Annotated in this window: 6 protein-coding genes; 5 read left to right on the top strand and 1 reads right to left on the bottom strand. The window is 73.8% G+C overall.

The window, feature by feature from the left end; genetic code table 11:
* Positions 1–125: 125 nt before the first annotated feature.
* From DEIPI_RS30290 to DEIPI_RS0110890, 3 genes are read left to right on the top strand one after another with little or no spacing between them, the layout of a single operon-like run.
* Positions 126–1,049 carry an acyltransferase gene (locus DEIPI_RS30290; RefSeq protein WP_045234110.1) on the top strand — a complete coding sequence of 308 codons (924 nt, stop codon included), beginning with the start codon at positions 126–128 and terminating at the stop codon, positions 1,047–1,049.
* Entirely contained in the window at positions 1,046–1,606 is a 561-nt protein-coding gene (locus tag DEIPI_RS0110895; protein WP_027481798.1) for a 5-formyltetrahydrofolate cyclo-ligase family protein, read from the top strand. The genes DEIPI_RS30290 and DEIPI_RS0110895 overlap by 4 nt, the downstream gene beginning before the upstream one ends.
* Before the next feature lie 34 nt (positions 1,607–1,640).
* Positions 1,641–2,171, top strand: coding sequence for a hypothetical protein (locus DEIPI_RS0110890; protein ID WP_027481797.1), 531 nt, complete (start codon positions 1,641–1,643; stop codon positions 2,169–2,171).
* Here the strand turns inward: DEIPI_RS0110890 and DEIPI_RS30285 are convergent.
* The gene (locus tag DEIPI_RS30285; RefSeq protein ID WP_084474196.1) at positions 2,104–3,300 is read right to left on the bottom strand and encodes a nitric oxide synthase oxygenase; all 1,197 of its coding nucleotides are present in this window, start codon (positions 3,298–3,300) and stop codon (positions 2,104–2,106) included. The genes DEIPI_RS0110890 and DEIPI_RS30285 overlap by 68 nt on opposite strands.
* A gap of 81 nt (positions 3,301–3,381) precedes the next feature.
* Between DEIPI_RS30285 and hemC the strand changes: the two genes are divergently transcribed.
* Both hemC and cobA read left to right on the top strand, forming a co-directional pair.
* On the top strand, positions 3,382–4,326 hold the full coding sequence (gene hemC, locus DEIPI_RS0110880) for a hydroxymethylbilane synthase (RefSeq protein WP_027481796.1): 945 nt from the start codon (positions 3,382–3,384) through the stop codon (positions 4,324–4,326).
* A gap of 111 nt (positions 4,327–4,437) precedes the next feature.
* A partial coding sequence (gene cobA, locus DEIPI_RS0110875; RefSeq protein WP_027481795.1) for a uroporphyrinogen-III C-methyltransferase occupies positions 4,438–5,484 on the top strand: 1,047 nt, incomplete at its 3' end.

The following is a 5,484-nucleotide window of genomic DNA, read 5'->3' as shown; positions in this document are numbered from 1 at the left end:
CGCGGCGAGCTCGGCGTGCAGGCGGCCCGCGAGGGGCGTGCGGACGACGACGCCCGCGTCGCCGAGCCGCCCAAAGGTGACTTCCATGCCCAGATGCTAGATGAGCTCTGATCTAACATGCGCTCATGCCCTGGTTGCGCGCCCTGACCATCCCCGCCGACGCCTCGGACGCGTTCGGCACCTTCCTGCACGACCTGGACGCGCGCCTGTCGGACCCCGCCACGGACCGCGACGTCCTCGTCCGTGACCTCCTCGCCCAGCTCGTCCACGCCCGCTCCTTCGAGGCGCTCCTCGCGGACGCGCCGCTCGCGGCGCTCAACCTCGACCCGCGCAACGTCACGCTCGAAGCGGAGTACTACGCCGCGACCGACCCGGAGAGGTTCGCGCGGGTGAAGCCCCTGCTGTGGCTGTGGAAGAACTTCGACCTCACGCCCGCCGGGGGGAGCGCCACCTTCGGCATCGACCTGCGGCGGGTGCTGGCGCGGCACGTGTTCCGCCGGGTGGGCCGCAACTTCAAGTGCTGGCAGAACGTGGAGTTCAGCGTCGGCTACAACATGGAGGTCGGCGACGACGTGGTGGTGCACCGCAACGTCCTGCTCGACGACATCGGCGGGATCGTCCTGCACGACGGGGCGTCCATCAGCGACTTCGTGAACGTGTACAGCCACACGCACTCCGTCCTCGACATGCCCGACGTGACGCTCAGGCCCACCGTGATCGGGCGCGGCGCGCGCGTGACGTACCACGCGACGGTGCTGGCGGGCAGCGTGATCAGCGACGACGCGATGATCGCGACGGGCGCGCTCGTGCGTGGCCCGGTGGAGCCGCACGGCATCGCGATGGGCGTGCCCGCGCGCGTCACGCGCGTCAAGGACCGCGAGGCCTTCGCGTCGTACGTGGTGGACAGCCGCCGCGACCCGCCGCCCGCCGCGAGCAAACCCAACCCGGACTTCCCGCACCCGACGCCCGCGCAGACGCGCCTCCCGCAGCCCGAGGGGCTGGAGCTCCCGCGTCCCGAGCGCCTGCAGGCGGAACGTTCGGGGTCGTGAGGCCCGGCGACGTCCGCGAGGAGGTGTGGGGCGCGCTGATGCGCGCCCGCGCCGTGGGGTATCCGCTGCCGCCGCACGGACACCATCCGAACTTCACGGGCGCCGCGCGCGCCGCCGAGCAGCTTCTGGAGCACCCGGCGCTCGCGGGGCTGGACGTGCTGGCGGTCGGCCCCGAGCGGGCGCTGGCGGGTCTGCGCAAGAGGGCGCTCGCGCAGGGCCGCGTGGTCGTCGTGCCGGACGGGCACCGGGAGGGCCGCTTCTGGCGGCTGTCGGGCGACCCGAGGGGCGCGGACCTCAAGCTCATGCCGAGCCTCGGGGAGCCCGTGACGTCCCTGGAGGGCGTGCGCGGCGCGGTCCTCGCGTGCGTCGCGGCGGACCTGCGCGGCGGGCGGCTCTCCAAGGGCTTCGGGTGGGGCGCGCGCGGCCTGGGGCTGGGCGTGCCGGAGTTCACCCTCGCGCACGCGCTGATGCTGCGCGAGGAACTGCCCTGCGAGCCCGATTCGCGCGTGTGTCTCGTCGCGACGCCGGACGGCGTGCACGGGGCGTCACCTTCCTGATGCGCCGCGCGCCGCCCTGTGCGATGGTAGGGCCATGCGATTCCTGTCCCGCATCCTGATCGGTCTGGTCGTGGCGGGCTCGGGCCTGTGGCTGGCCCGGGCCCGGCGTCACGACCTGCGTCGTTTCGCCGTGAACCAGTTCCTGGAGAAGCCCACGAACGGGCGGCGCTACGCGGAGCTCGCGGACGAGCTGCACGTCTCGGGGGAACGGGCGGCGCTGCGGCTGGAACGGCTGAAGGACGGCGTGGCGGCGCGTGAGGCGGCGCGGCACGTCATCGGCATCGAACGCTGGGGGCAGCGTCGGCTGCTCGTCGCGCTCGGCGAGCCCTTCGAGCGTGACGAGCACCACCCGTACAAGCCGCCCCGCGACGCGGCCCTGCCGGAACTCGTGAGCACCTTCCGCGAGACGCGCGCGGGCACGGTGGACCTCGCGCGGCGCCTGTCGGACAGCCCGCCCTCCGAGGGAACGCGGGTGGAGCACAACAGCCTCGGGCCGCTCAGCCCGCGCGCGTGGCTGCGTTACCTGCAGACGCACGCGGATCTGGAGACGCGCCGGGCGCGCTGACCCCTGCCGCCCGCGCGCCGTGCCCGAAGGGGCAGCGCGCGGGCTCCGCTTCGGGCCTCCGGGGCGCGTGGAAGTTCGGGCTGAGCTCCACGTCCTCGTAGCGGCGGTGGTAGACGGGCGTCAGCGCGGGCGACAGGGGCGGCACGAGCCAGCTCCAGCGCCCGTGAACCTCGCGGCCCGCGCGGCGCTCGCGTTCCTCGAAGCGGACGAAGTGCCGCGTGACGCTGTGGTGGTCCGCGACGCGCACGCCCGCCGCGTCGAAGGAGTGCAGCACGGCCACGTTGAGCTCCAGCAGGGCCCGGTCGCGCCAGAGGGTGCGCTCGCGGCTCGTGTCGAGGCCCATGCGCCGCCCGATCTCGGGGAGGGCGTCGTAGCGGTCCGCGTCGGCGAGGTTGCGCGCCGCGATCTCCGTCTGGAGGTACCAGCCACCAAACGGAGCGCAGGTGAAGCGCTGCCCGCCGATGTGGAGTTCGAGGTCGCTGATGACGGGCAGCGCGTGCCAGCGCAGACCCAGCTCCCCGAACCACGGGAGGTCCGGGTGGGTGAGGGGCACCTCGCGGACGGCGTCCCCGGGGAGCTCGAAGAGGCGCGTCTCGCCGCGCGACTCGATCGCGACGGGCAGCACGTCGAAGCGGGTGCCGGGCCCGCCGCGCCAGCCGAGCGCGAGGAGCCGGTCCGTGAGGTCCGCGTTGCGGGCGTCGCCGAGGACGGTGCCGTCCGCGCGGCGGTACCCGGCGTAGCGGATGAGCTGGTCGTTGAGGACACGCACGCCGGGCGCGAGGACGCTCATGACGGAGCGGACGTGCCCGCCGTGGAAGGCGCGGCGCAGGTGCTCCACGAGGTGCGCGAAGACCTCCTCGGGCGCGTGGACGTGCCGCAGGTCGCGCACCTCCAGCGAGGGCCAGTACGAGCGGCCCACGCAGCGGGTGCTGTGCCGCCACGCCATGCGGGCGCCGTGGGTGAGCTCGTCGGTGGTGAGGGTCCACGTGCCGCCCGTTTCGAGTTCACGCCTGACGGCCGCGAGTCGCTCCCGCAGGCCGCGCCACCCGAGCTCGCGGTACGTCCTGGACAGGAAATCGCGGGCTTCCTCGAAGGAGTCGGGACGGGGCTTCGGGGGCGCGGCGGTCACGTTCCGGAGTCTCCCGTACGGGCGGGCGGCGGAATGTCCCTATAATGTCCACGTTATGCGCTTCACAGGAGGACCCACGCGGTGAGCGGCACTTCGCGCACCCGCACCATCACGGTCGGCACCCGCGGCAGCGCGCTCGCGCTGGCGCAGACGCGGCTCGTCGTCGCCCGACTCAAGGAGGAATGGCCGGAGACGGAGTTCCGTATCCAGACCATCCAGACGCACGGTGACCGCAACCGCGAGTCGCTCGACGTCGCCGCGCGCGGCGACAAGGGCCTGTGGGTCGGCGAGATCGAACGCGCCCTCGCGGAGAGCCGGATCGACATCGCCGTCCACAGCCTCAAGGACCTCCCCACGGAGCAGCCCGAGGGTCTGGAGATCGCCAGCATCCCCAAGCGCGTCGATCCGCGCGACGTCCTGATCGGCAAGGAGGGCTTCAAGAGCCTCGCGAGCCTCCCGAAGGGCGCGCGGGTGGGCACGTCGAGCGCGCGGCGCCGGGCGTTCCTGAAGGCCTACCGCCCGGACCTCGACGTCCGTGACCTGCGCGGCAACGTGGACACGCGGCTCGCGGCGGTCGGCACGGACACGTACGACGCGGTGATCCTCGCGGCGGCGGGCCTGATCCGTCTCGACCTGCGGCACCGCATCGACGAGTTCGTCGATCCCGCCGTGCTGCTGCCCGCGCCCGGTCAGGGCGCGCTGGCCCTGGAGACCCGCAGCGACGACGACCTCGCCGTGGAGCTCGCGTACGCCGTCCACGACCGCGACACGGACGACCGCACCACCGCCGAACGCGAGTTCCTCGCGGGGCTCGGGGCGGGCTGCGTGGCGCCCGTGGGGGCGCTCGCGAACCTCAAGGGCGGCTCGCTCGTGCTGGAGGGCTGGGTCGGCAGTCTCGACGGGGGCCGCGTGATCCGCGCGACCATCGAGGGCGACGCGGAGGAGGCGGCGGACCTCGGCGCGCAGCTCGCGGAGGACATGCTCGCGCAGGGCGGTCGGGAGCTCGTGGAGGCCGCGAAGGTCTGAGTTCCTCCTCGTTCCGTCCGGACGGCGCTTCCCCGTGGAGGCGCCGTTCGCGTTGTCGTCCGGGACGTCCGACCGCTGCGCGTGAGCACGGCCACCTGATAGCTTCTCCCCATGAACTCTCCTGCGACTCCTTCTCGTGCGTTCGTGAGCCTCGTCGGCGCGGGTCCGGGCGACCCGGGCCTGCTGACCCTGCGGGGCCGTGAGGCCCTGGAGGCGGCGGAGGTGGTGCTCTTCGACTACCTCGCGGCGCCCGAACTGCTGCGCTTCTGCCCTCGGGCCGAGACGATCTTCGTCGGGAAGAAGGGCTACAGCGAGTACATCTCGCAGGAGGACATCAACCGCCTGCTGGTGGAGAAGGCGCTGGAGGGGGGCGGGCGGCGCGTGGTGCGGCTCAAGGGCGGCGACGTGTTCGTGTTCGGGCGCGGCGGCGAGGAGGCCCTCGCGTGCCGTGAGGCGGGCGTGGCGTTCGAGGTGGTGCCGGGCGTGACGAGCGCCGTCGCGGCGCCCGCGTACGCGGGCATCCCGGTGACGCACCGGGGCGCGGCGGCGTCGTTCGGCGTGATCACGGGCCGCGAGCAGGAGGGCGACGCGGACTACGGGAACCTCGCGGGGGTGGACACCCTGGTCCTCCTGATGGGCGTGCGCAACCTCGGCACGGTCGCGGAGAGGCTCGTGAGGGCGGGCCGCTCCCCGGAGACGCCCGCCGCGACGATCCAGTGGGGGACCACCTCGCGTCAGCGGGTCGCGACGGGCACCCTCGCGACGATCGCGGCGGAGGTGGAGCGCGCGGGGCTTGAGGCGCCCGCCGTGACGGTCGTGGGTGAGGTGGCGGCCCTGCGGGAGAACCTGCGCTGGTTCGACACCTCTCCCCTGCTGGGGCGCCGGGTGGTGGTGACGCGCACGCAGGAGGGCGCGAGCCGCCTCGCGGACCTGCTGCGCGCGCGCGGCGCGGTGGTGCTGGAGCGCCCCCTGATCCGCTACGGGGAGACGTCGGACACGCCCACGCTGTACCGGACGCTGTCGCAGCTGCGCAGCTACGCGTGGGTGCTGTTCACGAGCCAGCAGGCGGTGCGGTCGTTCTTCCGGCACCTCGACGAGATGGGTCAGGACGCGCGCGCCTTCGGGGACGCGCGGGTCGCGGCGGTGGGTCCGGCGACG

This window comes from Deinococcus pimensis DSM 21231, from assembly GCF_000519345.1.
In the GTDB taxonomy this organism is placed as follows: Bacteria; Deinococcota; Deinococci; order Deinococcales; family Deinococcaceae; genus Deinococcus_A; species Deinococcus_A pimensis.
This window is presented reverse-complemented; position numbering and strand designations above follow the sequence as displayed.

Coding starts and splice junctions, on each gene's coding strand:
- DEIPI_RS30290 (WP_045234110.1), top strand. CDS start 126: ATGCCCTGGTTGCGCGCCCTGACCATCCCCGCCGACGCCTCGGACGCG.
- DEIPI_RS0110890 (WP_027481797.1), top strand. CDS start 1,641: ATGCGATTCCTGTCCCGCATCCTGATCGGTCTGGTCGTGGCGGGCTCG.